This window comes from Dyella soli, from assembly GCF_054482295.1.
Genome location: NZ_JBTFFU010000003.1, coordinates 1 through 22578, shown reverse-complemented (window position 1 = coordinate 22578; position 22578 = coordinate 1). Strand labels below are relative to the sequence as shown.

Genomic DNA, 22578 nt, shown 5'->3' with positions numbered 1-22578 from the left:
AGCCTGTGTCGTTCACAACGGCACAGGCTTCCAGCCTGAAAACCGTTTCAGCTTTCCCCGTTCCCCATCGACAGGAGTGGTTATGGCAAGTCTCGACGGCAAGGTGGCACTCATCACAGGCGCAGCCAGTGGCCTGGGCAAGGCGATTGCCGAGCTATACGCGAAGAACGGTGCGGCGGTGGCCATCGCCGACATCAACCAGCAGGCGGCCGATGCGGCGGCCAACGAGATCAATGCGGCCGGCGGCAAGGCCATCGGCATCGCGATGGACGTCACCGACGAGGCGGCAGTCAACGCGGGCACCGACAAGGTGGTCGCGCAGTTCGGTCATCTGGATATCCTGATTTCCAATGCGGGCGTGCAGATCATCAATCCGATCGACCAGTTCGCCTTTGCCGACTGGAAGAAGATGCTCGCCATCCATCTCGACGGCGGCTTCCTCACCACCAAGGCCGCGCTCAAGCACATGTACAAGGACGACCGCGGCGGCATCGTGATCTACATGGGCTCGGTGCATTCGCACGAAGCATCGAAGCTCAAGTCGGCCTACGTCACCGCCAAGCACGGCCTGCTCGGACTGGCGCGCACGCTGGCGAAGGAAGGCGCCGCGCACAACGTGCGTTCGCATGTGATCTGCCCGGGCTTCGTGCGCACGCCGCTGGTGGAAAAGCAGATTCCCGAGCAGGCGAAGGAACTCAAGATCAGCGAAGCCGAAGTGATCAAGAACGTGATGCTCAAGGACACCGTCGACGGCGTGTTCACCACGGTGGAAGACATCGCGCAGACCGCGCTGTACCTGGCCGCGTTCCCCTCGGCCGCGCTGACCGGGCAGTCGATCGTGGTCAGCCACGGCTGGTACATGCAGTAAGGCCATGGTCGCAGCTACCCACAATCCGCCCGCCACCTCGCTGGCAGCGGCGGTCAAGCGTGACTACCGCACCGTCGCCCTGGTCCTGCAGGGCGGTGGCGCGCTGGGCGCCTACCAGGCCGGCGTCTACGAAGGGCTGGAGCAGGCGGGCATTCGACCCGACTGGGTTGCCGGCATCTCCATCGGTGCACTCAACGCGGCGATCATCGCCGGCAATCCACCGGAAAAGCGCGTCGAACGCCTGCGCGAGTTCTGGCAAAGCATCTGCCACCCGCCGCTGTTGCCGCTGTGGCCCACCGTGCCGCTCGATCCCGGCGCATGGGAACTGCCGTGGCAAAACGGCCTGAGCGGCTGGGCGGCGCTGCGTGCATTGACCCAGGGTCAACCCGGCTTCTTCACGCCGCGCCCGTTCCCGCTGTTGCCGCTGCGCGCCTCGCCCGCCACGGCGAGCTGGTACGACACGACCCCGCTGAAAGGCACGCTGGAACGGCTGGTCGATTTCGACCGCATCAACGACCCGCGCTCGATGCGGGTGTCGGTGGGCGCCGTGAATATCCGCACCGGCAACTTCGCCTATTTCGACAATACCGAGGGTCCGCTGCGGGTGGAGCACTTCATCGCCTCGGGCTCGTTGCCGCCGGGTTTTCCGGCCACCGAGATCGACGGCGAGTTCTACTGGGATGGCGGCATGGTTTCCAACACGCCGTTGTACAAGGTGCTGTCGGACGCCTCATGCCGCGACTCGCTGATCTTCCAGGTGGACTTGTGGAGCGCACGCGGCGAACTGCCGCGCGACCTGGCGGAAGTGACGTCGCGCGCGAAGGACATCCAGTACTCCAGCCGCACGCGCCTGATCACCGAGTACATGAGCCTGCGGCAGCGCCAGCAACGCACGCTGCACGACCTGATGTCGCTGGTGCCGTCGGACCAGCGCGATCACCCGGCCTACCGCCACGCCGAGATCTACGCCAGTGGCGCGCTGGTGAACCTGTTCCACCTGATCTACCGCAACAAGCCATACGAAGGGCATTACAAGGACTACGACTTCAGCGCGGGCAGCATGCTGCAGCACTGGAGCAGCGGCCTGGACGACCTGCAGTGCACGCTGTCCGAGCCGGCATGGTTCGAGCGGCCCAGTGCGGAGCATCCCTTCGTCACCCACGACGTCCATTGTGAAGATTGAACCCGCAGGTAACCTCATGAGTCTCAAAGCAGCATTCATCGGACTTGGCGCCATGGGCACGCCGATGGCCGGTCACCTCAAGGCCCACGGTCTGCTCCACGCCGTATCCAGCCGCACGCCGGCCAATGCCGAGGCGGTCGCGAAGTCACTCGGCGTCACCGCCGCTACGCCGGCGCAGATTGCCGCGCAGTGCGACGTGATCGCGCTGTGCGTGACTGCCGATGCGGACGTGCTGGGCACCATCGACGCGCTTTCCCCGCACCTGAAGAAGGGCGCCATCGTGGTCGATCATTCGACCGTCGCCCCCGATACCGCCAAACAGGCGGCCGCGCGCCTGGCGGCGGTCGGCGCCCACTTCCTCGATGCGCCGGTGTCCGGCGGCGTGGAAGGCGCGAAGAACGGCAAGCTGTCGGTGATGGTGGGCGGCGATGCCGACGTGCTCGAGCGTGCGCGCCCGGTGCTGGAAGCCTATGCGCTGCGCGTGACGCACCTGGGCGGCGTCGGCGCCGGGCAGGCCACCAAGGCCGTGAACCAGGTGCTGGTGGCCGGCATTGCGCAAGGCGTGTGCGAGGGCCTGGCCCTGGCCGAAGCGCTCGGGCTCGATCCGGAGCGCCTGCTGCCGACGCTCGGCGCGGGCGCGGCGGGCAACTGGTTCCTCGAAAAGCGCGGCGCGACCATGCTGCGCAACGAGTTCAGCGTGGGCTTCAAGCTGGGCCTGCTGCACAAGGATCTTGGCATCGTGCGCCGCATTGCCGAGAGCGCGGGAACCAGCCGCAGCGTGATCGAGCGTTCGCTCGCCGACTACGCCGAGCTGATGAGCCAGGGTTACGGCGACGACGACATTTCCGGCCTGATCCGGCTCAAGCGCAAGGGCTGAGCCTGGCCCGAGGCGAAAAAAAGGCCGCGCAGTGCGCGGCCTCTTCGTTCAAGGGTCGCCGCGGCGGGCTTACTTGCCTTCCTTCAGCGCGATCGCGTTGATGCCGGCCGAAGCGAGCCGCTGCTTGGTCGACTCCAGTTCGGTCGCCGAGTGGAACGGACCGAGGCGGACGCGGTTGTAGGTCTGGCCGTTGACGCTGACCGAGGCCACGTTGGCGATGAAACCCTGCATGGCCAGCTTGGCCTTCAGGGTCTCCGCATCGGACGGGCTCGGGAACGCGCCGACCTGCAGCAGGTAGCCGCTGCCGGCGGTGGTCGTCGGTGCCTTCACGGCGGCCTCGGGCGCGGCGGTGATGTTCTCGCTCACCGCAGCCGGCACGTTCGGCGCCGGCTTCTGCGCCGCGGCCTGCTGCTGGGCGGCGGCCTGCGCTGCCTGCTGGGCCTGCTGCTTCTGCTGCTGCTCGGCCTTGGCCTGGGCGCTGATCACCGCATCGGGAATGCGTACTTCCTTCTCCGAAAGCACGGAGTAGAAGTCGTACTGCGGCTTCTTGGGCGCCGGCGCGGTGTCGTTGGCCGAGGTGGTTTCCGTGGCGGCGGCACCGGCATCGCTGCCGCGCTGCGCGGTCGCCTGCGCGTTGGGTTGCGGACCGTCGGTGGCGCGCGGCGCCATCGGCAGATGGCCGCGTGCCACGAACATGAGCACCGCGCCGATGGCGATGCCGATGACGGCCCAACCCCACCCGGGCATGCCGCCGCTGTGATTGCGGACGGCCTGCCGGCCCTTGCCCTTGCGTGCTGCCATTTACATCTTCTCCGGGGCACTAAGTCCCAGCAAATCCAAACCGTTACGAATGACCTGGCGCGTGGCAACGGCAAGCGTAATGCGCGCATTGCGCAATTGTGCGTCGTCCACGAGCCATTTGTGCTCGTGATAGTAACTGTGCAGGGCGCCGGCGAGCTCGCGCAGGTATTGCGCAATCAGGTGGGGTTCCAGATTGGCGGCGGCGGCCTCCACGACCTCCGGGTAGCGGGACAGCTCGGTCAGCAGGATCTGCTCGTGCTCGGTGTCCAGGCGTGTCATCTGGTCGATGCCCGTGGCCGAGTCGAGCGGCGGCAGGCCGCGCTCGGCCAGCTCCTCCAGCACGCGGCACACGCGGGCGTGGGCATACTGGATGTAGTAGACCGGGTTGTCGTTGCTCTGCGAGCGGGCCAGGTCGATGTCGAACACCAGCTGCGAGTCGGACTTGCGCGAGATCAGGAAGAAGCGCGTGGCGTCGCGGCCCACTTCGTCGATCAGGTCGCGCAGGGTGACGTAACTGCCGGCTCGCTTGGAGATTTTCACCTCCTCGCCGCCGCGCATCACGGTCACCATCTGGTGCAGCACGTACTCGGGCCAGCCCTTGGGGATGCCGCAGTCGAGCGCCTGCAGGCCCGCCTTCACGCGCGCCAGGCTGCCGTGGTGGTCCGAGCCCAGCTCGGTGATGGCGCGCACATAGCCGCGCTGCCACTTGCTGCGGTGGTAGGCCACGTCCGGCAGGAAATAGGTGTAAGTGCCGTCGGACTTGCGCATCACGCGGTCCTTGTCGTCACCGAAATCGGTCGAGCGCAGCCAGAGGGCGCCGCCTTCCTCGTAGGTGTGGCCATGGGCCACCAGCTCGCGCACGGTTTCTTCCACCTTGCCGTCGGTGTACAGCGAGGATTCCAGGAAGTAGGTGTCGAAGCCGACGCCGAATGCCGCCAGGTCGAGGTTCTGCTCGCGGCGCAGGCTGGCCACGGCGAAATGGCGGATGGCCTCGAGGTCTTCGGCCTGGCGAGCGCCGGTGACCACTTCGCCGTCGGCTTCCACCGATTCGCCCGCCATGTAGGCCCGGGCCACGTCGGCGATGTAGTCGCCGCGATAGCCGTCCTCGGGCCAGCCGGCGTCGCCCGGCGCCAGGCCGCGTGCGCGCGCCTGCACCGAAATGGTCAGGTTCTGGATCTGCACGCCGGCATCGTTGTAATAGAACTCGCGCCTGACGTTCCAGCCGGTCGCTTCGAGCAGGCGGCTCAGGCAGTCGCCGATCGCCGCGGCGCGGCCATGGCCCACATGCAGCGGGCCGGTCGGGTTGGCGGAGACAAACTCCACGCCCGCGGTGATGCCGTTGCCGGTCGTGCTGCGGCCATAGGCGCTGCCTTCGGCCATGATGCGGCGCACTTCGTCGCGGTACGCGCCATCGGCGAGGAAGAAGTTGATGAAGCCCGGTCCGGCGATTTCCACCTTGCCCACCAGGGAATTGGGCGGCAGGGCGGCAACCAGCTTCTCGGCCAGCTCGCGCGGCCTGGCGCGCGCGGGCTTGGCCAGCAGCATGGCGGCGTTGGCGGCGAAATCGCCGTGTTCACGGCTGCGCGTGCGCTCGATCACGAAGTTCGGCACTTCGAGGTCGGCCGGCAGGGTGGCGTCATGTTGCAGGGTACGGATGGCCTGCAGCAGCAGTTCGCGCAGCTGTTCTTTCACGGCATTGGTCTGGAGACGATGGAACCGCCAATCCTATCAGACCGCCGGCGGCGCGGCCCGCCGGGGCGAGCCGGCTGGCCATGCTGCGTTGCGGGGCAGGAATCTGTGGATAACTCTGTGGGGAATCGCGCGCGGCACCTTGGCGACCCCTCGAAATTTCCCACGAAAATCGCACGCCTTGAAAAAATATCGTTGTGAATCAGCGCGCTAAATGGCACATCTCAGGACATGGACAGCAATGGTCTGGAAATTGCCGCCCGGGGCGGAATGTGCATAAGTAATGGCGCCTGGCGCGGGGTTCCCGGCCGCTCGTGTGCGTCACGTCCCTGTCATGCGGCGCTGCCACACTTCTTCGGGTCCCCAGGCACCTCCCCGCCGACGGGGACGGGGGGATTGCCGTCACTCCCCTCTCTCTCCCCACAAAACGGCTACACGGCGCGGCTCCCACCGCGCCGTTGTTCTTTTTGCCGTCAGAGCAGGCCCAGCGCCGCCAGCGAGACGGGCTCGCCGCTACCGATGACCAGGTGATCGAGCACCCGTACGTCCACCAGCTGCAGGGCGTCGCGCAGTTCGCGCGTGATGGCCCGGTCGGCTGCGCTGGGATCGGCCACGCCCGAGGGATGGTTGTGGGCAAGGATCACTGCTGAGGCGTTGTGCCGGAGGCAGGCGCGGACCACTTCGCGAGGGTGCACGCTGGCGCCGTCGATGGTGCCGCGGAACAGCTCCTCGAACGCCAGCACGCGGTGGCGATGGTCCAGGAAGAGGCAGCCGAAGACCTCGTAGGGCAGGTGGCGCAGCCGGGCGCTCAGGTAGTCGCCGCTATCGCGTGGATTGCTGAGACTCGGGCGTTCGGCCAGTTGCTCGCCCAGCGAGCGGCGGGCCAGCTCGAGCGCGGCGACCAGGCGTGCCCGTTTGGCGGGACCCATGCCGCGAAGGTGCATAGTCTCCCCCGGGCTACCCAGCAGGGCCGATACGCCGCCATGGGCGAGCAGCAGCTCGCGAGCGAGGGCAAGCGCATCCTTGCCGGGAACTCCGCTGCCGAGCAGCACGGCGATCAGTTCGGCGTCGGACAGTGCGGCGCAGCCGCGCGCCAGCAGCTTCTCGCGGGGACGTTCCTGGCTGGGCCAGTGACGAATGCTCATCCATGCAGCCTGCCGGCGAGCCCATCTGCCTGGCATCGGCGCAGGGCCGAAGCGCTTGTCGGTCAGGCGTGATGCAACGCGTGGGTCACGGGCCGGGCGTTGCGCTGTTGCTCAGCGCCCGTCCGTGGCCAGGCGCGTGCTGAACTCGGTGCTCAGCCAGTCGATGAAGACCCGCACGCGCGGCGACAGCTGGCGGTTTTGCGGATACAGCACATAGACCGGCGATGGGGCGGGCGGGGTGGCGGGCAGCACCTCGACCAGGGCGCCGCTGGCCAGCTCGTCTTGCACGCGATAGCGCGGCACCTGGACCAGGCCCAGGCCCAGGCCGGCCATGGCGACATACATGTCCGCGCCAGCCACGCTGACCGTGACCGGCAGGGTCAGCTGGCGGATCGCATCGCCGGTCTGGAATTCCAGCGGAATCACCGCGCCCGTGGCCGAGGACACGAAGCCAACCATGCGATGCGTGGCCAGATCGTCCAGTCGCTCCGGCATGCCGTGCCGTTCAAGGTAGCCGGGGCTGGCCAGGGTCACCTCGTCGAGCAGGGCGATGCGGCGGCCGATCATGCTGCTGTCGGTGGGCGTGCCGACGCGCAGCACACAGTCCACCCCTTCGCGCACCAGGTCGACATAGCGGTCGCCTTCGCCGATGCGCAGCTGGATATCCGGATAACGCGCCAGGAAGTCGGGCAGGCCGGGCAGCATGAAGTGCCGCGCCAGGGTGCCGTGGACGTCCACCCGCAGGAGGCCGCTGGGCCGGGCGCCGGTGAAGGCCGATTCCGCCTCCTCGATCTCCGCCAGGATGGCCAGGCAGCGCTGGTAGTACGCCTCGCCATCCAGGGTCGGACGGACCTGGCGCGTGGTGCGTTCCAGCAGCCGCACGCCCAGGCGCGCTTCCAGTCGCTTCACCACATCGGTGACGGTGGAGCGGGGCAGTTCCAGGTCCTGCGCGGCCATGGTGAAGCTGCGCCGCTCCACGATGCGCGCGAACAAGCGCATGGCATCGAGCTTGTCCATGTCGTTGTTCCACCACTCCGGATAGTGATGACGGATTTCAGCAGATTATCCGGCTGAAGGAAAAGACCATCCTCTCGCCACCGACATCTGGTCGGCCCCTTCAGAGGATGTATCCCATGTCTGCAAGCACTTCCAAGGTTGCCATCGTGACGGGTGGTTCGCGCGGCATCGGCGCGGCCATTGCCGAACGGCTGGCCCGCGACGGTTTCGTGGTGGTCATCAATTACGCCGGCGATGCGGCTCCGGCCGAAGCATTGGCCGGCAAGATCGAAGCAGCGGGCGGCCGCGCGCTGACCGCCCAGGGCGACGTCGCCGACCCCGCCGCCGTGCGACGCCTGTTCGACGCCGCCGAAGCCGCGTTCGGCCACGTCGACGTGCTGGTGAACAATGCCGGCATCATGCAGCTGGCGCCGCTGTCCGACTCGGACGACGCTCTGTTCGACCGCACCGTCGCGGTCAACCTCAAGGGCACCTTCAACACGCTGCGTGAAGCGAGCACGCGCCTCCGACAGGGCGGCCGCATCATCAATTTCTCTACCAGCGTGGTGGGCACCCTGTTCCCCACCTATGGCGTCTACGTGGCGACCAAGGCGGCGGTGGAGGCCATGACCCACGTACTGTCGAAGGAGCTGCGCGGGCGCGACATCACGGTCAATGCCGTGGCGCCGGGCCCGACCGCCACCGACCTGTTCCTCAAGGGCAAATCGCCGGAGCAGATCCAGCAGCTGGCGAAGCTGGCCCCGCTCGAGCGCCTGGGCCAGCCGGAAGACATCGCCAACGTGGTGGCCTTCCTGGCAGGTCCGGACGGCGGCTGGGTCAATGGCCAGGTGCTGCGCGCCAACGGCGGCCTCGTCTGAATTTCCCGTCATGCATGCGCCGCCGGCGGGCGGCGCGACGCTTCCAAGGAGATCGCAACATGAACAACGTCATCGTGGTGACCGGCGCGTCGAGCGGCTTCGGCCTGATGAGCGCGCGCGCACTGGCCCATGCCGGGCATACGGTTTACGCCGGCATGCGCGAAACCCAGGGCCGCAATGCGGCGAGGGTGGCCGAGGTGCAGCAGTACGCGGGTGCGCATGGCATCGACCTGCGGACCATCGAGATGGACGTGGCCGCGCAGGAATCGGTGGATGCAGCCATCGCGCAGATCATCGCCGCGCACGCTCGCCTGGACGTGGTGGTGCACAACGCCGGGCACATGTCGTACGGGCCGGCCGAAGCCTTCACGCCCGAACAGTTCGCACAGCTCTACGACATCAATGTGCTGAGCACCCAGCGGGTGAACCGGGCCGCGCTGCCGCAGCTGCGCAAGCAAGGCCGCGGACTGGTGGTGTGGGTGTCGTCCAGCAGCGTGCGTGGCGGCACGCCGCCGTACCTGGCCCCGTACTTCGCCGCCAAGGCCGGCATGGATTCGCTGGCGGTGAGCTATGCCGGCGAGCTGGCGCGCTGGGGCATCGAGACCTCGATCGTGGTGCCCGGCGCCTTCACCCGGGGCACCAACCACTTCGCCCATGCCGGCGCGCCGGCCGATGACGCGGTGGCGAAAGCCTATGCGGCTGGACCGACCGCCGACTTCGGCGACGTGGCGTTCAAGGGATTGGCCGCGCTCGAGCCGGCGGATGCCGATCCGCAGGCCGTCGCCGCGGCGATCGTCAACGTAGTCGATACACCGTTCGGCAAGCGGCCGTTCCGCGTGCATATCGATCCGTCGCAGGACGGCGCCGAGATCGTCAACGGCGTGGCCGATCGCGTGCGCGCGGAACTGCTGCGGCGGATCGGGCTGGAGGACATTCTGCGGCCGCGCCTGGTGGCTTGACGACGACGTAGCCCCTCTCCCCCGGCGACCGAAGGAAGTCCCTGTGGGAGAGAGGGGTTGGAGAGAGGGTGCGGGGCTTGCATAACCTTCAACCGTGCGCTCCGCCCGAACCCTCATCCGCCTGCGACCAAAGGGAGTCCCTGTGGGGACGGCACCTTCTCCTCACTCCTCAAAGCCGGCGCCATCCATGGCGCCGCCCCGCGTACCCGAGGGGAGAAGGGATCACCATTCGAGACGACCGCAAGACCGGTAGCACCGCCGAGCAAACCCGGCGATTCCGGTAAGCTAGGTCCCTAACCGGTTGTCAGGTCCCTCACCATGAGTCTTGCCCAACGCCGCATCCTGCTGGGCGTGTCCGGCGGTATTGCTGCTTACAAGTCTTGCGAGCTGGTCCGCCGCTTGCGCGATCTCGATTGCGAGGTCCGCGTGGTGATGACGGAAGGCGCGACGCACTTCGTCAGCGCCACGACTTTCCAGGCACTGTCCGGCCAACCGGTGCGGGTGAGCCTGTGGGACGCGGAGGCCGAAGCGGCCATGGGGCATATCGAGCTGGCGCGCTGGGCCGAGCGCATCCTGATCGCGCCGGCCAGTGCCGACCTGATCGCCCGCCTCGCCCATGGCATGGCCGACGACCTGCTGACCACCGTCTGTCTGGCCAGTGCGGCACCGGTCTACCTGGCGCCGGCGATGAACCAGCAGATGTGGGCCCATCCCGCGGTGCAGGCGAACATCGACACGTTGCGCCAGCGTGGCGTGCATCTGCTCGGCCCCGCGTCGGGCGACCAGGCCTGCGGCGACATTGGTTCCGGTCGCATGCTCGAGCCGATGGAATTGCGCGCCGCCATGGTGGCTTCGTTCGGCAGCGCCGCGTTGCGTGGGCTGAAGGTGGTCGTCAGCGCCGGCCCGACCTACGAGGACATCGATCCGGTCCGCTTCATCGGCAACCGCAGCTCCGGCCAGATGGGTTTTGCCGTGGCTGACGCGGCCGCGCAGGCCGGTGCACAGGTGACCCTGGTGGCCGGACCGGTCAGCTTGCCGACGCCGGCAGGCGTTGCCCGCCGGGTCGACGTGCGCAGTGCCGCACAGATGCGCGACGCGGTGGTGGCTGCCAGCAACGGGGCCGACATCTATATTGGTGCAGCGGCCGTGGGCGACTACCGTCCGGCGGCCGTGGCCGAACACAAGATCAAAAAGCACGACGGCGCGGCGCTGGTGCTGGATCTGGCCGAAAATCCGGACATCCTGGGCACGCTTGCCGCGCAAACCGTGCGCCCCTTCTTGGTCGGATTTGCGGCGGAGACGCATGATGTGGAGCGTTACGCGCGCGACAAACTGCAGCGCAAGGGACTGGACATGATTGCCGCCAACCAGGTGGGAGGTGGCCTCGGCTTCGAGGCTGCCGACAATGCGCTCACGCTTTACTGGCCCGACGGCAGCGCCGAACTGGCGCGCGCCTCCAAGACGGAACTGGCGCACCAGCTGATGGCCCGCGTGGCCGAGCGCTACCGGGCGGTGCGTTCGTGACGGCGGGGCACGGGATCGAGGTCGAACTGAAAATCCTCGATGCGCGCCTGGGCAATGACATCCCCTTGCCGGAGCCCGCGACCAGCGGCAGCGCCGGCATGGACCTGCGCGCCGCGATCGACGCGCCACTGACCCTGCAGCCGGGCGAAAGCGCGCTGGTACCCAGTGGCATGGCCATCCATATCGGCGATGCGGGCTGGTGTGCGCTGATCGTGCCGCGGTCGGGGCTGGGTCATAAGCACGGCCTGGTCATGGGCAACCTGGTCGGTGTCATCGACGCCGACTACCAGGGCCCGTTGATGATTTCGTGTTGGAACCGCGGCACGCAGCCGTACACCATTGCCGTGGGCGATCGCATCGCCCAACTGCTGCTGGTGCCGGTGGCGCAGGCGCGACTGAAAGTGGTGCAGGAGTTCGCGCCGTCGCAGAGGGGCGAGGGCGGGTTCGGTTCGACCGGGGTCAACTAGGTTGTCGTCCGGGCATTTTGGGTGCCGGCGCGGCGCGCGGCCTGACAACCTGTGTAGGGACAGGGCATGGTGAAGATCAGCATCGGCGGGCGAATACATGCGGGCACCATCGAGTGGCAGCGCCTGCTGCCGCTGGCGCTGGGCACTCTGTTGGTACTGCTGGGGCTGTCCTGCCTGTGGCAGACCTGGCTGATCGCCGACGAAGGCCATGCCGGCGAGCGTGTGCATGCCGCGCGTGACAAGGCCGTCCAGCGCCTGTCCGAAGAGATCGCCAGCGAACGGGTGAGGGTGCAGGCGGTGATCGACACCGCCGATGCGGCGGCCATCGTCGCCAATCCGGCCGAGGCGTCGGCGAATCTGCGCCGGCAAATACCCTCGGCGCTCGCATTGGAGGTCTACAGCGGTGGCCTGGACGAGGTGCTGCACGCCAACTACCGCAGTTTCGGCTATGGCAAGGCCGCCCAGTTGATGGCGGCACAAACAGCCGACGGCAGTCCGCTGGCGCAGACCATTCCCGGTCCCGCCGGGCGTGTGATCGGTCTGGTCCTGCCCGTCGGCAGCCCCAAACACCCGCAGGCCTGGGTCTGGGTGGCGCTGCCGTTCGCGCCCCTGCAATCCGCTTTCGAGGACATCTCGCCCGACGGCGGCCGGCTCGAGCTCCGCCAGGGCGACGACCGCGGCGATCTGCGCTTGCTGGCCAGCGGCAGTCCGTCGGCCGAACGCGAGTCCAACGGCGTCGCGGTCGGCGGCAGCACGCTGAGCGTGGTCGCGGCATTGCCGCGCGCCTATATCGTGTTGCCTCGGGTGTGGCCGCTCACCGCGGTGCTGGGCCTGCTCTGCCTGGGCGGCGGGCTTTACCTGATCTGGCTGCGTAGTCGACCGCGTCGCCAGGGTGCGGCCGATCTCGAGGAACCGGTGCTGTCCGACCTGCTGGAAGCCGCGCCCGAGCCGGCCAGGCCCGCGCGCCGTCTTGCCAGTCCGGCCGCCGCGTCGGCTCCGGGCGTGCCGGTGACCGTCGATCCGAGCATTTTCCGCGCCTATGACGTGCGCGGCGTGGTCGGCCAGTCGCTCAACAAGGACGTGGCACGCCTGCTCGGCCAGGCCATTGGCAGCGTGATGCGTGAGAAAGGACTGGCGGAGACCGTGGTCGGCCGCGACGGTCGCCTGTCCGGCCCGGAGCTGGCCAGCGCGCTGGCGGACGGCCTGCGCGAGGCCGGCATCGACGTGATCGATATCGGCGCCGTGCCCACGCCGGTGGTCTATTACGCCGCCTATCGCTTCAACACCGGCTGTGGCGTCGCCGTCACCGGCAGCCACAATCCGCCGGAGTACAACGGCTTCAAGATCGTGGTCGGCGGCGAAACGCTGGCCGAAAGCGCCATCAAGGACCTGTACCGCCGCATTGCCTCCAACGAGTTGTCGCGTGGCGGCAAGGGCAACCTGCGGCACATGGACGTGGTGCCCGACTACGTGGACCGCATCACGTCCGACGTACAGGCCGAGCGCCGCCTCAAGGTCGTGGTCGATTGCGGCAACGGCATTCCGGGCGCGGTCGCGCCGCAGGTGCTCGAGGGCATCGGCTGCGAGGTGATTCCCCTGTATTGCGACGTGGATGGCACGTTCCCCAACCATCACCCCGATCCGTCCGATCCGCACAACCTCGAAGATCTCATCTTCGCGGTGAAGCAGACCGGCGCCGACCTTGGCGTGGCCTTCGACGGCGACGGCGACCGCCTGGGCGTGGTGACCCGGGAAGGCGAGATCATCTTCCCCGACCGCACCCTGATGCTGTTCGCGCGCGACGTGCTGTCGCGCCAGCCGGGCGCCACCATCATCTACGACGTGAAGTGCACCGGGCACCTCAAGGGCCAGATCCTCGACGCGGGCGGCAGCCCGATGATGTGGCGCACCGGTCATTCGCTGATCAAGGCCAGGATGCGCGAGACGGGCGCGGAACTGGCCGGCGAGATGAGCGGCCACTTCTTCTTCAAGGAACGCTGGTACGGCTTCGACGACGGCATCTATGCCTGCGCCCGCCTGATGGAAATCCTCGCCGGCGACCTGGATGAGCGCACGCCGGAGGCCATCTTCGCCACCTGCCCCAAGGGCGTCTCCACGCCGGAACTCAAGGTCGAGATGGCCGAGGGCGAGCACTACCGCTTCATCGAGAAGTTCCGCCAGCGGGCGACCTTTGGCGACGCCACGCTCACCACCATCGACGGCGTACGCGCCGACTGGCAGGACGGTTGGGGACTGGTGCGTCCGTCCAACACCACGCCGGTGCTCGTGTTGCGTTTCGACGCCGACAACGAGGCGGCCCTGGCCCGCATCAAGAAGGTGTTCCGCGATCAGCTGCTGGCGGTCGATCCCGCATTGAAGCTGCCGTTCTGAGAGCGGCAGCCATGGCGGGGCGAGTGGCGAGGGCGCCGTAGGTCAGCGGATTGCGCCCTCGCCCCTCACGCCGAGTCCCTGGCGTTATTGGCCCTGCTGGCTCTTGTCCTGCGCCGCTTTCAGATCGCGGTAATGCTGCAGGTCCTGGGTGTTCTTCTGTTCGGCCGTCTCGCGCAGGCCTTGCTGGTGTTCGAGCAATTCGCGCTGCTTGGTCACCACGTCGCGCTGCTTGGCGATGCTGTCGTTGAGTGTTTTCGGCACCGGCTGCTTGGCGCGTTCCAGGTCGCCTGCGCGGGTCAGCAGGTCAGTCAGCGCCTTTTCCTGGCTGCGCAGGTTGATGCGCGTGGTGTTGATCTGCTGTTCGATGTTGTCGAGGTTCTGGCGCTGCGCGGACTTGTAGCCGTCTTCGGTGGGATAGGCCGCCAGCAGCTGTGCGTCGGCGCGCGCCCGTTCCGCCGCGGCGCGCTGCTGTGCCGCCTGTTGCTCGGCCAGCTTCTGGGCGGCCGCGCGTTCTTCCGGATTGAGCTGGCGATCGACGTGCTGCACCACGATGCCGCGGTCATTGACCAGGTCGTAGCCGAACTTGAGCGCGTCGGACGTGAGGCTGTCGCTGTAGTGCGGCAGGCCGGTGTTGTCCCGCCAACGATAGCGATAGCTGCCTGACTGGCTCTTCTGCGCCTGCGCGTGCAGGCCGGCTGTCAGCGCGAGCGTCGCGATGACAATTAGTGCTTTACGCATGAATTCCCCCTTGTGGGCGGAAGTATAGCCGGCATCACCATGACGCCCGTGACGTTGCCATGACGTCACGGTTTTCGATGTGACGGCGGTCGCCAAGTCGCCGTGCCGATCAGACGCTTACGCCGTAACGTTCGCGATACGACACCAGGCGGGCGTGCTCGGCTGCCAGGTCGGGACGCTCGCCGGCATAGGCCAGCACGTCGCCGAGGCTGGTGATGGCAATGACCGGAATGCCGAATTCGGCGGTGACTTCCTGTGCGGCAGAGCGCGCACCCTGGCCGCGTTCCTGGCGATCGAGGGCGATCAGCACGCCGGCCGGCGTGGCGCCGTGCGCCCGGATCAGTGCCAGCGATTCGCGCACGGCGGTGCCTGCGGTCATCACATCGTCCACGATCAACACGCGGCCCTTGAGCGGCGCGCCGACCAGCACGCCGCCTTCGCCGTGGTCCTTGGCTTCCTTGCGGTTATACGCCCACGGCAGGTCGCGGCCGTGCTGGTCGGCCAGCGCAATCGCAGTGGCGGCAGCCAGCGCGATGCCCTTGTAGGCAGGCCCGAACAGCATGTCGATCCCGATCCCCGAATTCACCACCGCGGCGGCGTACGAGCGCCCCAGCTGGGCCAGCGCGGCACCGGAATCGATGCGCCCCATATTGAAGAAATACGGGCTCTGGCGGCCGGATTTGAGCGTGAATTCGCCAAAACGCAGCACGTCGCGCTGCAGGGTCAGTTCGATGAAGGCGCGCTGGTAGTCGTGCACGGCGGGGTCTCTCGATGGAAGGTCAGGCGGGCAGGGCGCGCAGCATCAGGTGTTGCGGCCCGGAACGGCCGCCATGGTACAACTCGCCGGTGTCTTCGAAGCCGGCGCGCCGGTAAAGCGCACGCCCCGCGGCGTTGCCTTCGTTGACGGTGAGCGCCAGCGCGCCCGCGGCCGGATGGCGCGCGGCGAGATCGGCAAACACGGCTTCGAGCGCGCGCAGGCCCAGCCCGCGGCCCTGCCAGCGGCGGTCGATGAAGAACGCGCGCAGGCCCAGCGTGGACTGTTCGAAATCGCGCCCGGCGACTACGCGTGCCTGGGCTTCGAGGCGGTAGTAACCCACCGGCACGTCGCCGCGCAGGATCGCCATCGGCTCGCTGCCCGGACAGCTTTCGGCATCGGCCAGCAGGTCGGCGATATCGCCGACGAAATCGCGTTGCGCGTCATGCACGCCCAGGCGCAACAGCGCCGGCCGCAGCGCTGCGTCCACCGGGGCGACGCGGATGTCGGGCTGGTCGGGCATGGTTGCTATGATGGACCATCATCCGGGAGCCCGCATGCGCATCATCAGTCTCAACGCCAATGGCATTCGATCGGCCGCCAACAAGGGCGTGTTCGAATGGCTCCGCCAACAGCAGGCCGACGTGGTCTGCCTGCAGGAAACCAAGGCGCAGGAAGATCAGCTCAGCGATCCGATGTTCCGCCCCGACGGGCACCACTGCTTCTACCGCGACGCCAGCAGCAAGAAGGGCTACAGCGGCGTGGCGATTTACGCCCGGCGCGAGCCGGACGAGGTGCGCACCGAGCTGGGCTGGGACGAGTTCGACAACGAGGGTCGCTATATCGAGGCGCGCTTCGGCAAGTTCAGCGTGGTGTCGCTGTACGTACCGTCCGGGTCATCGGGCGACGAGCGGCAGCAGTTCAAGTTCAAGGTGATGGACTGGCTCACGCCGATCTTCGACCAGTGGCTCGCGAGCGGTCGCGACTACGTGATCTGCGGCGACTGGAACATCGTGCACACCAGGAACGACATCAAGAACTGGACCTCCAACCAGAAGAACTCCGGCTGCCTGCCGCAGGAACGCGCCTGGCTGGACCTGCTGTTCCAGCAGCGCGGCTGGGTGGACAGTTTCCGCGCGGTCAAGCCCGACGCGGTGGAATACACCTGGTGGTCCAACCGCGGCCAGGCCCGCGCGAACAACGTGGGTTGGCGCATCGACTACCAGGTGGTGACGCCCTCGCTGCGCGATCGCCTGAAGCACTGTTCGATCTATCGCGATGAGCGCTTCTCGGACCACGCGCCGTACACGGTTGACTATGCCGACTGAAGCGGCGCCGGCAGGCAAGCCGGCCAAGACGGGCATCTGGCAGGCATTTTCGCAGCCGGCGGCATGGACCATGTTCCTGTTCGGCTTTTCCTCGGGACTGCCGTTCCTGCTGGTGTCGTATACCGTGGCCGTGTGGCTGCGGAAGCACGGCATCGAGCTGAAAGACATCACCATGATCGCCAGCGCAGGCATGACCTACGCGCTCAAGTTCCTGTGGGCGCCGTTGCTGGACCATGCGCGATTGCCCGGCGCACTGGGCCGCCTCGGCCAGCGGCGCAGCTGGCTGCTGCTGGCGCAACTGGGTGTGACGGGCGGGCTGCTCGCGATGGCGAGCGTGACGCCGGCCCAATTGCCGCTGTTTGTCGCCGCCACGCTGCTGGTGGCCTTCTTCGGCGCGACGCAGGACATCGCCGTCGATGCATACCGCATCGAAATCGCGCCCGTGGCGGCGCAGGGTGCGCTGGTTGCGACCTATTCGCTGGGCTATCGGATCGCGCTGATCGTCGCGGGCGCCGGTGCGCTGATCCTTGCCGATCATCTGGCATGGCCGCTGATCTACATGCTGTTTGCCGCGATCATGCTGATACCGATGATGGCGGTGCTGGCCGCCGCCGAGCCGCAGGTCGTGCGCTCCACGCCGCGGGGCTGGAGCGAAGCCATGCGGCTCGGCGTGGTCGAGCCGTTCGGTGATTTCTTCCGGCGCTACGGCCTGCCGCTGGCGAGCGTCACGCTGCTGTTCATCCTGCTGTTCAAGATCCCGGAGCAGGCGACCATCGGCGGCGTGATGGGGCCGTTCTACCTGGACATGGGTTTTTCGCAGACCCAGATCGGCACCATCACCAAGTTGTGGGGCGTGTGGATCGGCATCGTCGGCGTGTTCGTCGGCGGGGCGGCGGTGGCGCGCTGGGGCGCCTGGCGCAGCCTCGGCGTGACCATGGTGCTGGCCGGCGCCAGCAACCTGGGTTATCTGTGGCTGATCGCGCACCCGGGCAATCTGCTGGTGCTGACGGCCGTGATTTCTTTCGAGAACTTCACGCTCGGTGTCCTGGGTCCGCCGATCGTGGCGTTCCTTTCCTCGCTGGTCAGTCGCGAACACACGGCGACGCAGTACGCGCTGCTCAGTTCGATGGTCAATCTGCCGGGCAAGGTGCTCGGATTTTTTGCCGGCGGCATCGCCATGGCCACGGGCTACGGCAGCTATTTCGTGCTTACCGTGGTGTCGATTCTCCCGGCGAGCCTGCTGTTCATCTATCTGTGGCCGCGCTTCGGCCGCCAGGAGCCGCTGGCCCCGGGCTGAGCAGCGCCCGGGTCAGGCATCACGCGTTCAGCCAAGCGGTCGATATTCCCGAGGATCCTTCTGTGCCAAGATCGGGCGCACAGGGGGCCTATGACCGGGAGACAAGTCCATGCCGGACCTAGTCATACGCCATATCGACAATCTCATGGCCGAACGCATCAAGGCGCTGGCCAAGGATCGACAGTGGTCCATCAATGACGTGGTGCTCTATGCACTGCGCCATGGCCTTGGCATGACCTCGTCCAATGTGTTCGCCGAGACCATGCTCGATCCGGGCGACCTCACGACGCTGAGCGGCCAGTGGGATGCGAAGGAGAAGGCGGCTTTCCAGGAAGCCATGCAGGCACTTTCGCGCACCGCGCCAACGCAACTGGCGCCCGCCAACCAGACGCTCGGCGACGGCAACTAGCGCGGAGCGGGATAGATCGCACCGAGCACGCGCGGTCCGCGCGCGCCGGTGACGGCCGGCAGGTTGCCCGGCAAGCCAAGCAGGCGCTGGCGCGCCAGCCACGCAAACGCGGTGGCTTCCAGATAGTCCGGATCGACGCCATGGATTGCCGTGCTCGCCAGCAGGCGCGGCGCCAACAGTTCACCCAGCCGCCCCATCAGCACGTCGTTATGCACGCCGCCGCCGCAGGCGAGCACGTCCACCGCATCCGGGGCGTGGCGCGCGATGGCGTCTGCCACGCTGCGTGCCGACAGCTCCAGCAGCGTGGCCTGCACGTCGGCAGGATCCAGTGCTGCGAGGCGCGCATGCTGTTCCAGCCACATCAGGTGAAAATGCTCGCGTCCGGTGCTCTTGGGCGGGGCCATGGTGAAATACGGATCGGCCAGCAAGGCGTCCAGCAGTACCTGGTCCAGGCGACCTGACGCCGCGAAGGCGCCGTTCGCATCAAATGCCTCGCCACGATGGCGCAGGCACCACGCGTCCATCAGGCCGTTGGCCGGGCCGGTGTCGAAGCCGAACACTTCGCCGCGTGCGCCAAGTACGGTGATGTTGGCGATGCCGCCAAGGTTGAGCACGACGCGCGTGCGCCCCGGACGGGCCAGCAACATGGCATGCACCGCCGGCAGCAGCGGTGCGCCCTGGCCGCCGGCGGCCACGTCGGCGCGGCGGAAGTCGGCCACCACGTCGATGCCGCAGCGCTCGGCGATCACCGAGGCGTCGCCCACCTGCAGCGTAAACGGATGTTCGCCCGACGGCCGGTGGCGCAGGGTCTGCCCATGCGAACCGATCGCGCGCACGGACTCGCGCACGCCCGGGTTGCGCCCCAGCAATTGCAGTGCGGCTTCGGCGAAGCACTGCCCGATGGCAACGTCCAGATGCCCGTAGGCATCAAGGTCGAGGCGGGTCTCGTCCTGCGCCACGGCAAGGATGCGTGCGCGCAAGGGCGCAGGCCACGGGTGCGCCAGCGCATCGACGAGTTGCGGAGCGTCGTTCTCGAAACGCACCAGCGCGGCATCGATGCCGTCGGCGCTGGTGCCAGAGATCAGGCCGAGATAGAGCGCCGATGACTCGTCCACGCGTGCTCGGAGCTCAGTCGTCGTTGCGCGTGCCGCCGCTGGCGCGGGCGAGCTTGATGTTTGCGTCCAGCGTCTTCAGGCGCGCGAGCTGCGGCTGCACGACCTGCGCGCGAAACTTCGCCAGCTGGGCACCCGGCAACGGCTCGGGCTTGGGCAGCGTCACCGTCTGCGGATCGCGCTGCACGTTATTGACGCGGAATTCGTAATGCAGGTGCGGCCCGGTGGCGAGGCCGGTCATGCCGACATAGCCGATCACCGCACCCTGGCCCACGTGCTGGCCCACTTTCTCATTGCCGAACTTCGACATGTGGCCGTAGGCGGTGCTGATGCTGCCGTTGTGCTGCACGATCACGAAGTTGCCGTAACCGTTCATCCAGCCCTTGAACTTGATCACGCCATCTCCCGCGGCATGGATCGGCGTGCCGCTTGCGGCGGCGTAGTCCACACCCTTGTGCGCGCGCATGAGGCCAAGGACCGGATGCATGCGCGCCGCACTGAACTGCGAGGAGATGCGGGTGAAGTCCACCGGGATGCGCAGGAACGATTTCTGGATGGGGCGGCCGTCTTCGCTGAACCAGCCGAAGCTGCCATCGTCCTTGCGGAAGCGGTACGCCGTGTAGCGCTCGCCCTGGTTCACGAACTCGGCAGCCACGATTTCGCCTTCATGCAGGTAGGCGCCATCGCGATACACGTCGTCGTAGATCACGGTAAAACTGTCGCCTTCGCGCAGGTCCTGCACGAAGTCGATGTCGTATTTGAAGAGCTCGGCAAGCTTGAGCACCATCGCGTTGCTCATGCCCGCCTTGGAGCCCGCGGCGAACAGCGAGCTGTCGATGGTGCCGTGCGCGACGTGTTCGCGGCGATCCACCTCGCGCGTCTGCGCGGTCACGGTGGCCTTGTCGCCCTCGAAGCGCATGATGCTGCGGTTGGCTTCGTCCTTGTCGAAACGGATGCCCTTGAGGCTGCCGTCGCTGCCGAGCAGGAAGTCGAACTCCTGGCCCGGGCGGATGTTGTGCAGTGCGCGGCTGTCGCCCGACTGGTCCACGACGTGCTGCACATCGGTGAGGCTGAGCCCCTGCCCCTGGAACAGATCGGACAGCGTCTGGCCCGGCTGCACCTGCACGATGTGCCAGTCCTCGACGGTGGGCGTATGCGTGGCCACGGGTGCGGCCTTGGGCAACGCCAGCGGAAGCATGGCGTGCGCCGTCGAGATGGTGTCGGGGCGCATGGCGCTGGCCCAGGCGGGGATAATGAAGCCCGACAGCGCCGTGATCAGCAGGGCGGTGCCGGCGAGCATCCAGCGCTCGCGATGCCAATGAATCGGCTCCGCTTCACCGTGGCAACCGAACGACCAGTGCGAACAGCGTTCGTAAAAGTGAGAGTGGCGTCGCTGCGCCTTTCGACGCATAGCCTGTTTGCGCGCTGCGCGCGCGATTCCTGTTCTCTCACCCATGCCCGGTGTTCCCCCGAGGTACCAAATTTCTAATTGCCGCGTACCATAACGGCCATGTGTAAAGGGCGTCAACGCCTTTTCCATCAATGGGTTGCGATAACTTTTTGGTTAACACACAATTAACGGGAGGGTCTCGGAAGCTATGATTCCCGGTGACGCCCGGACAACGAAAATTTGAGGTTTACATGAACGAGCTTGAGCAGGCGCTGGCCACCATCGCGCGCGGCGCCGACGAAATCATCAAGCAGGAGGAGCTGGCGGCACGCCTCAAGCTGGGCCGCCCGCTGCGTATCAAGGCGGGTTTCGACCCCACCGCGCCCGACCTGCACCTGGGCCACACCGTGCTGCTCAACAAGATGCGCCAGTTCCAGGACCTGGGGCACCAGGTCATCTTCCTGATCGGCGACTTCACCGGCATGATCGGCGATCCCACCGGCAAGAACGTCACGCGCAAACCGCTCACGCGCGAAGACGTGCTGGCGAATGCCGAGACCTATGCCGAGCAGGTCTTCAAGGTGCTGGACCGTGAGCGCACCGAACTGCGCTTCAATTCCGAGTGGTTCGGCCAGATGACGGCGGCCGACATGATCAGGCTGGCCGCCCAGCACACCGTGGCGCGCATGCTCGAGCGCGACGACTTCGCCAAGCGCTATGCCTCGCAGCAGCCCATTGCCATCCACGAATTCCTTTATCCGCTGGTACAGGGCTACGACTCCGTCGCGCTCAAGTGCGACGTCGAGCTGGGCGGCACCGACCAGAAGTTCAACCTCCTGATGGGACGCGCACTGCAGGAACACCACGGCCAGCCGGCGCAGATCGTGCTCACCATGCCGCTGCTGGAGGGCCTGGACGGCGTCAACAAGATGTCCAAGTCGCTGGGCAACTACATAGGCATCAATGAGCCCGCCATCGATATCGTCACCAAGACGCTGAAGATCGGCGACGACCTGATGTGGCGCTGGTTCGAACTGCTCAGCTTCGAGGCGTCGATGGACGATATCGCGCGCATGAAGCAGGAAGTGGCCAGTGGCGCGCTCAATCCACGCGACGCCAAGCTCAGGCTTGCGCGCGAACTGGCCACGCGATTCCACGATGCCGCCGCAGCGGAACAGGCCATTGCCGGATGGCATGCAGTGGTGCGCGGCGAAGGCGATACGAGTCTGTTGCCGCTCACCGAAGTGGTGGTGCCTGCCGAAGGTTTGCGGCTGCCGGCGCTGCTCACAGCGGCAGGTCTCACGCCGAGCAATGCCGAAGCCAATCGCAAGCTCAAGGAGCGCGCCGTGCGCATCGACGCAGAAGTGGTCGAAGATGCGCAGCGCGTGTTTTCCGCGGGTTTTGAAGGGGTTTTGCAGATCGGCAAGCGCAACTTCGCGCGCGTGTTGTTGAAGCTCGCATGACTTGAACGCGACGACGCAACGTCGTCGCGTTGCGCGTGTGCATTGCAACTTCGCGTGAGAACAGCGTCTTACGCGAAGCACGAAAAATAATTTCAGAAATTGCTTGTCAAAGGTGGGGTGCCTGCCTATCATTCGCCTCCCCGCCGCTGGCAGCGTCTTCCACGGCAACAACGACAGCAAAAATTCTTCGCTGAAGGTGTTGACGGATACGGAAAACGATGTAAGATGAGCGGCTCACTCGGAACGAAATGTTCCGGCGCGAAAACGGCAACGGTTCGCAAGTGATTGAGATCTTTGACAGTGTGCGCA

At 66.9% G+C, this 22578-nt stretch carries 21 protein-coding genes; 12 read left to right on the top strand and 9 right to left on the bottom strand.

Going from position 1 to position 22578, the window contains the following annotated elements; all coding sequences use genetic code 11:
• The first annotated feature begins 82 nt into the window (after positions 1-82).
• From ACXU4B_RS14400 to ACXU4B_RS14390, 3 genes are read left to right on the top strand one after another with little or no spacing between them, the layout of a single operon-like run.
• Positions 83-868 carry a 3-hydroxybutyrate dehydrogenase gene (locus ACXU4B_RS14400; protein WP_131411284.1) on the top strand — a complete coding sequence of 262 codons (786 nt, stop codon included), beginning with the start codon at positions 83-85 and terminating at the stop codon, positions 866-868.
• Between the two features lie 4 nt (positions 869-872).
• Positions 873-2051 carry a DUF3734 domain-containing protein gene (locus tag ACXU4B_RS14395; RefSeq protein WP_131411286.1) on the top strand — a complete coding sequence of 393 codons (1179 nt, stop codon included), beginning with the start codon at positions 873-875 and terminating at the stop codon, positions 2049-2051.
• 16 nt (positions 2052-2067) lie between these two features.
• Positions 2068-2928 (top strand): NAD(P)-dependent oxidoreductase, encoded by an 861-nt coding sequence (locus ACXU4B_RS14390; protein WP_131411288.1) that lies wholly within the window; start codon positions 2068-2070, stop codon positions 2926-2928.
• A gap of 69 nt (positions 2929-2997) precedes the next feature.
• Here the strand turns inward: ACXU4B_RS14390 and ACXU4B_RS14385 are convergent, their stop codons facing one another.
• The 4 genes from ACXU4B_RS14385 to ACXU4B_RS14370 all read right to left on the bottom strand — a co-directional run bounded on the left by ACXU4B_RS14385 (position 2998) and on the right by ACXU4B_RS14370 (position 7580).
• Entirely contained in the window at positions 2998-3729 is a 732-nt protein-coding gene (locus ACXU4B_RS14385) for an SPOR domain-containing protein (RefSeq protein ID WP_131411291.1), read from the bottom strand.
• Positions 3730-5421, bottom strand: coding sequence for an arginine--tRNA ligase (argS, locus tag ACXU4B_RS14380; protein WP_131411293.1), 1692 nt, complete (start codon positions 5419-5421; stop codon positions 3730-3732).
• Positions 5422-5891: 470 nt separating this feature from the next.
• A complete protein-coding gene (gene radC, locus ACXU4B_RS14375) occupies positions 5892-6563 on the bottom strand; it encodes a RadC family protein (RefSeq protein ID WP_131411295.1) in 672 nt (223 codons plus the stop codon).
• A gap of 111 nt (positions 6564-6674) precedes the next feature.
• Positions 6675-7580: a LysR family transcriptional regulator gene (locus tag ACXU4B_RS14370; RefSeq protein WP_131411297.1), complete on the bottom strand. Its 906-nt coding sequence runs from the start codon at positions 7578-7580 to the stop codon at positions 6675-6677.
• Positions 7581-7696: 116 nt separating this feature from the next.
• Here ACXU4B_RS14370 and ACXU4B_RS14365 point away from each other — a divergent pair, with 116 nt between their 5' ends.
• The 5 genes from ACXU4B_RS14365 to ACXU4B_RS14345 all read left to right on the top strand — a co-directional run bounded on the left by ACXU4B_RS14365 (position 7697) and on the right by ACXU4B_RS14345 (position 13778).
• Complete coding sequence (locus ACXU4B_RS14365; protein WP_131411299.1) at positions 7697-8437, top strand: SDR family oxidoreductase; 741 nt, start codon at positions 7697-7699, stop codon at positions 8435-8437.
• A 59-nt stretch (positions 8438-8496) separates the two neighbouring features.
• Positions 8497-9396, top strand: coding sequence for an SDR family NAD(P)-dependent oxidoreductase (locus ACXU4B_RS14360; protein ID WP_131411301.1), 900 nt, complete (start codon positions 8497-8499; stop codon positions 9394-9396).
• Positions 9397-9714: 318 nt separating this feature from the next.
• Positions 9715-10920 (top strand): bifunctional phosphopantothenoylcysteine decarboxylase/phosphopantothenate--cysteine ligase CoaBC, encoded by a 1206-nt coding sequence (coaBC, locus tag ACXU4B_RS14355; protein WP_131411303.1) that lies wholly within the window; start codon positions 9715-9717, stop codon positions 10918-10920.
• Positions 10917-11387, top strand: coding sequence for a dUTP diphosphatase (gene dut, locus ACXU4B_RS14350; protein WP_205746582.1), 471 nt, complete (start codon positions 10917-10919; stop codon positions 11385-11387). The genes coaBC and dut overlap by 4 nt, the downstream gene beginning before the upstream one ends.
• A 66-nt stretch (positions 11388-11453) precedes the next feature.
• On the top strand, positions 11454-13778 hold the full coding sequence (locus ACXU4B_RS14345) for a phosphomannomutase/phosphoglucomutase (RefSeq protein ID WP_131411305.1): 2325 nt from the start codon (positions 11454-11456) through the stop codon (positions 13776-13778).
• 84 nt (positions 13779-13862) lie between these two features.
• Here the strand turns inward: ACXU4B_RS14345 and ACXU4B_RS14340 are convergent, their stop codons facing one another.
• The 3 genes from ACXU4B_RS14340 to ACXU4B_RS14330 form a co-directional block, all read right to left on the bottom strand.
• Positions 13863-14516 carry a DUF4124 domain-containing protein gene (locus ACXU4B_RS14340; protein WP_131411307.1) on the bottom strand — a complete coding sequence of 218 codons (654 nt, stop codon included), beginning with the start codon at positions 14514-14516 and terminating at the stop codon, positions 13863-13865.
• 109 nt (positions 14517-14625) lie between these two features.
• On the bottom strand, positions 14626-15273 hold the full coding sequence (gene pyrE / locus ACXU4B_RS14335; RefSeq protein WP_131411309.1) for an orotate phosphoribosyltransferase: 648 nt from the start codon (positions 15271-15273) through the stop codon (positions 14626-14628).
• A gap of 22 nt (positions 15274-15295) precedes the next feature.
• On the bottom strand, positions 15296-15793 hold the full coding sequence (locus ACXU4B_RS14330) for a GNAT family N-acetyltransferase (protein WP_131411311.1): 498 nt from the start codon (positions 15791-15793) through the stop codon (positions 15296-15298).
• Between the two features lie 34 nt (positions 15794-15827).
• Between ACXU4B_RS14330 and ACXU4B_RS14325 the strand changes: the two genes are divergently transcribed.
• The 3 genes from ACXU4B_RS14325 (at position 15828) to ACXU4B_RS14315 (ending at position 18304) form a co-directional block, all read left to right on the top strand.
• The gene (locus tag ACXU4B_RS14325; protein WP_131411313.1) at positions 15828-16598 is read left to right on the top strand and encodes an exodeoxyribonuclease III; all 771 of its coding nucleotides are present in this window, start codon (positions 15828-15830) and stop codon (positions 16596-16598) included.
• Complete coding sequence (locus ACXU4B_RS14320; protein WP_425481414.1) at positions 16588-17895, top strand: AmpG family muropeptide MFS transporter; 1308 nt, start codon at positions 16588-16590, stop codon at positions 17893-17895. Before ACXU4B_RS14325 ends, ACXU4B_RS14320 begins: the two co-directional genes overlap by 11 nt.
• A 109-nt stretch (positions 17896-18004) precedes the next feature.
• Entirely contained in the window at positions 18005-18304 is a 300-nt protein-coding gene (locus ACXU4B_RS14315) for a hypothetical protein (protein WP_131411315.1), read from the top strand.
• Here ACXU4B_RS14315 and ACXU4B_RS14310 read toward each other — a convergent pair.
• Complete coding sequence (locus ACXU4B_RS14310; RefSeq protein WP_131411317.1) at positions 18301-19419, bottom strand: anhydro-N-acetylmuramic acid kinase; 1119 nt, start codon at positions 19417-19419, stop codon at positions 18301-18303. The genes ACXU4B_RS14315 and ACXU4B_RS14310 overlap by 4 nt on opposite strands.
• Positions 19420-19432: 13 nt before the next feature.
• A complete protein-coding gene (locus ACXU4B_RS14305) occupies positions 19433-20872 on the bottom strand; it encodes an OapA family protein (RefSeq protein WP_131411319.1) in 1440 nt (479 codons plus the stop codon).
• Positions 20873-21057: 185 nt separating this feature from the next.
• Here ACXU4B_RS14305 and tyrS point away from each other — a divergent pair, with 185 nt between their 5' ends.
• Positions 21058-22269: a tyrosine--tRNA ligase gene (gene tyrS / locus ACXU4B_RS14300; protein WP_131411321.1), complete on the top strand. Its 1212-nt coding sequence runs from the start codon at positions 21058-21060 to the stop codon at positions 22267-22269.
• Positions 22270-22578 lie beyond the last annotated feature (309 nt).

What these genes read in the sequence shown, in the direction of transcription:
- ACXU4B_RS14400 (WP_131411284.1), top strand. Translation starts at nt 83, where the DNA reads ATGGCAAGTCTCGACGGCAAGGTGGCACTCATCACAGGCGCAGCCAGT.
- ACXU4B_RS14395 (WP_131411286.1), top strand. Translation starts at nt 873, where the DNA reads ATGGTCGCAGCTACCCACAATCCGCCCGCCACCTCGCTGGCAGCGGCG.
- ACXU4B_RS14390 (WP_131411288.1), top strand. Translation starts at nt 2,068, where the DNA reads ATGAGTCTCAAAGCAGCATTCATCGGACTTGGCGCCATGGGCACGCCG.
- ACXU4B_RS14385 (WP_131411291.1), bottom strand. Translation starts at nt 3,729, where the DNA reads ATGGCAGCACGCAAGGGCAAGGGCCGGCAGGCCGTCCGCAATCACAGC.
- radC (WP_131411295.1), bottom strand. Translation starts at nt 6,563, where the DNA reads ATGAGCATTCGTCACTGGCCCAGCCAGGAACGTCCCCGCGAGAAGCTG.
- ACXU4B_RS14370 (WP_131411297.1), bottom strand. Translation starts at nt 7,580, where the DNA reads ATGGACAAGCTCGATGCCATGCGCTTGTTCGCGCGCATCGTGGAGCGG.
- ACXU4B_RS14365 (WP_131411299.1), top strand. Translation starts at nt 7,697, where the DNA reads ATGTCTGCAAGCACTTCCAAGGTTGCCATCGTGACGGGTGGTTCGCGC.
- ACXU4B_RS14360 (WP_131411301.1), top strand. Translation starts at nt 8,497, where the DNA reads ATGAACAACGTCATCGTGGTGACCGGCGCGTCGAGCGGCTTCGGCCTG.
- coaBC (WP_131411303.1), top strand. Translation starts at nt 9,715, where the DNA reads ATGAGTCTTGCCCAACGCCGCATCCTGCTGGGCGTGTCCGGCGGTATT.
- ACXU4B_RS14345 (WP_131411305.1), top strand. Translation starts at nt 11,454, where the DNA reads ATGGTGAAGATCAGCATCGGCGGGCGAATACATGCGGGCACCATCGAG.
- ACXU4B_RS14340 (WP_131411307.1), bottom strand. Translation starts at nt 14,516, where the DNA reads ATGCGTAAAGCACTAATTGTCATCGCGACGCTCGCGCTGACAGCCGGC.
- ACXU4B_RS14330 (WP_131411311.1), bottom strand. Translation starts at nt 15,793, where the DNA reads ATGCCCGACCAGCCCGACATCCGCGTCGCCCCGGTGGACGCAGCGCTG.
- ACXU4B_RS14325 (WP_131411313.1), top strand. Translation starts at nt 15,828, where the DNA reads ATGCGCATCATCAGTCTCAACGCCAATGGCATTCGATCGGCCGCCAAC.
- ACXU4B_RS14320 (WP_425481414.1), top strand. Translation starts at nt 16,588, where the DNA reads ATGCCGACTGAAGCGGCGCCGGCAGGCAAGCCGGCCAAGACGGGCATC.
- ACXU4B_RS14315 (WP_131411315.1), top strand. Translation starts at nt 18,005, where the DNA reads ATGCCGGACCTAGTCATACGCCATATCGACAATCTCATGGCCGAACGC.
- ACXU4B_RS14305 (WP_131411319.1), bottom strand. Translation starts at nt 20,872, where the DNA reads ATGGGTGAGAGAACAGGAATCGCGCGCGCAGCGCGCAAACAGGCTATG.
- tyrS (WP_131411321.1), top strand. Translation starts at nt 21,058, where the DNA reads ATGAACGAGCTTGAGCAGGCGCTGGCCACCATCGCGCGCGGCGCCGAC.